Genomic DNA, 2,437 nt, shown 5'->3' with positions numbered 1-2,437 from the left:
GACTGGACGCCGCCGAGAAAGCCCTCGGCAAACCACAGAACCGCGAACGCGTGAAGATCGTCGAACGCGAGGACATGCTGCGGGAAAGCGGCGCCTAGGGGACGCGCACCGGCGGGGGCCGACCCGGTCGACGCAGTGCCGCCCCACCGCTTCGCCGGTCGACCGCCGTCGCCGTCCCCGTCGCTCAGACCCTGCTGGCGGTCAGAGGCTGCAACGCGGGGATCACGGCGCGCAGATCGTCTCCCTCGACGGAGGTGGTCGCGAGTGCGCTCACCTCGGACGGGGCGTTGAAGGCGATGGAGAGGCCGACCGAGCCGAAGAGCGGGCCGTCGGTCGGGCAGGCGCCCACGGCGGCGCAACCGCGGGGCGCGACGTCGAGGTCGTCGGCACGACGCTCGACGAACTCGACCTGGCCCGCAGGCGTGCAAGGGCAGCCGGCCCGGCCCGTGAACCTGCCGTTTCTCGCGTCCAGGCAGCGCCCCGAGTACGAGTGAAAACCGAACCGCTCGGCGAGGTGCGCGCCGATCGGGGCCCAGGTGAGACTGGAGATGATCGGCACCAGGCCGCTGCTCCAGCACCACTGCGCGGTCTCCGCGATTCCGGGGATCAGGGGCAGGCCCGCGAGCTGGGTGTGCAGTGCGTTCTCCGGGATGCCCGCCCAGCGTGCCGCGTCGGTCGCCTGGGTTTCATGCACGCTCGAGGCCCCGCTCAGTCCGAGGCGTTCCTCGACAAGGCGGGACAGGCTGCTTCCCCTGACCAGGATGCAGTCCACTGAGAAAAACACGGCGGCTACGGCAGACATGAGTCTCGTTGGAGTATGCCACCGTGAGCGGTCTCACAGGAGGCACTTCCGCGATCAATCCTTCCGGTCTCGGCGCGGGCATGCGATCTGGTGCGGACTTCGTCATTCGGATGCCCGCATATCGCCGTCGTATTCGGCGGGTGAGCAGGGCCGGCCGTCACAGGCGAACGACGGGACGTCGTCCTCATCACGCCCCGGCCGCGCTCGTGGAACCGTCGTCCGGTGACCGCCCCGAGCACCCGAACTACCCCGCCGTCAGCCCGTCTACCCGCAGAATACGCAATCCAGCACTAGGGATCTCCTGGGCCGACAGCGGCAAACATGGGGACGGCCGTCACTGCACGGTCCCTCGCCGCCTCGCCCACCGGAGACCCGTGTCCATGAACAACGCGTCCTTCATCATCGTCCTGTCGCTGGTCCTCCTGGTCTCGGCGCTGGGCAAGCTGCGACGACAGGAGTCCATGGTCGCCGCGCTGCGCGGAGTGGGCGTGCCCGACTCGTGGCTGCCCCGGCTGGCCTCGGTGGAGATCGCCGGGGCCTCGGGCCTGCTCCTCGGGCTGGCCTACCGGCCCCTGGGGATCGCCGCGGGCGCGGGGGTGTTCCTGTACTTCTGCGGCGCTGTGGTCTTCCATCTCCGGGCGAACGACCGCAAGGGGCTCATCGCGCCGAGCGCACTCGCCGTGACGGCGCTGCTGGCCACACTGCTGACCGTCCAGAACACCTGACACCGGCCCACCTCGACCGGCGCCCCTCCCGAACAGGAATCCCGTGCTGCCTCCCGCCCTGCCCGAAGCCACCTTCACGGCTCGTCTCCGAGGCCGCATACGTCCCGACCTTCCGTTGATCGTGACGGCGGCCGAGGCGGAGGCGGCGCACTTCGACGACGTCTTTCCCGTGCTGATCACCGGAATGGGGAAGGTGCGGGCCACCGTGGAGCTCGCGTGGGCACTGTCGTCGGCCCGTCCACGGGAGATCGTCAACCTCGGTACGGCCGGGTCGCTCAGCGGCTCGCTGAGCGGTGTCGTCGAGGTGTCCCGGGTCATTCAGCACGACCTGCCGGACGAGGTTCTCCGCCGGCTCAGCGGGGTCGACCACGGCCGTCCGCTGACCGTACGGCCCGAACCCGGGCCCACCCTGGCCACCGGTGACTCCTTCGTCGCCGACGGCCGCACCCGCGCGCTGCTCGCCGAGCGGGCCGACCTGGTCGACATGGAGGGCTACGCGATCGCCTCCGTGGCCGAGCGGTTCGGCCTGCCGGTGCGGATCGTGAAGTACGTCAGCGACCAGGCCGACGAGTCCGCCGAGCGGGCCTGGCCCGAGGCGGCCGCGGTGGCCTCCGGCGTCCTGGCCGACTGGATGCGCCGGCACCTGGTCTGAACCGTGGCAGGCGCCAAAACCCGAACCGTCCGTTCTGTGCGGTGTCCCGTCGGGGGGCGCCGCGGTACCCCAGGAGAATCATGCCTCGTCGCCTGTTCACTTCGGAGTCTGTGACCGAGGGTCACCCCGACAAGATCGCTGACCAGATCAGCGACACCCTCCTCGATGCCCTGCTGCGTGAGGACCCGGCCTCCCGGGTCGCCGTCGAGACCCTGATCACGACCGGTCTGGTCCACGTGGCCGGCGAGGTCACCACCA

Annotated in this window: 4 protein-coding genes; 3 read left to right on the top strand and 1 reads right to left on the bottom strand. The window is 70.4% G+C overall.

Translation table 11 applies throughout. The features are described from left to right. Window positions 1-184: 184 nt before the first annotated feature. Complete coding sequence (locus tag ACN6LD_RS42100) at window positions 185-784, bottom strand: HAD family hydrolase (RefSeq protein ID WP_445045928.1); 600 nt, start codon at window positions 782-784, stop codon at window positions 185-187. Window positions 785-1,182: 398 nt separating this feature from the next. Here ACN6LD_RS42100 and ACN6LD_RS42095 point away from each other — a divergent pair, with 398 nt between their 5' ends. From ACN6LD_RS42095 to ACN6LD_RS42085, 3 genes are all read left to right on the top strand, one after another. After that, window positions 1,183-1,527: a DoxX family protein gene (locus ACN6LD_RS42095; protein WP_319198280.1), complete on the top strand. Its 345-nt coding sequence runs from the start codon at window positions 1,183-1,185 to the stop codon at window positions 1,525-1,527. A 43-nt stretch (window positions 1,528-1,570) separates the two neighbouring features. Then, window positions 1,571-2,179 (top strand): nucleosidase, encoded by a 609-nt coding sequence (locus ACN6LD_RS42090; RefSeq protein ID WP_319198278.1) that lies wholly within the window; start codon window positions 1,571-1,573, stop codon window positions 2,177-2,179. An 80-nt stretch (window positions 2,180-2,259) separates the two neighbouring features. Continuing rightward, window positions 2,260-2,437, top strand: a 178-nt coding sequence (locus tag ACN6LD_RS42085; RefSeq protein ID WP_319198284.1) for an S-adenosylmethionine synthetase N-terminal domain-containing protein, incomplete at its 3' end; no start/stop codon positions are given.

The organism is Streptomyces sp. SAS_272, from assembly GCF_052543235.1.
This window is presented reverse-complemented; position numbering and strand designations above follow the sequence as displayed.

Excerpts from the sequence above, each read along its gene's own strand:
- ACN6LD_RS42095 (WP_319198280.1), top strand. The coding sequence starts at position 1,183 with ATGAACAACGCGTCCTTCATCATCGTCCTGTCGCTGGTCCTCCTGGTC.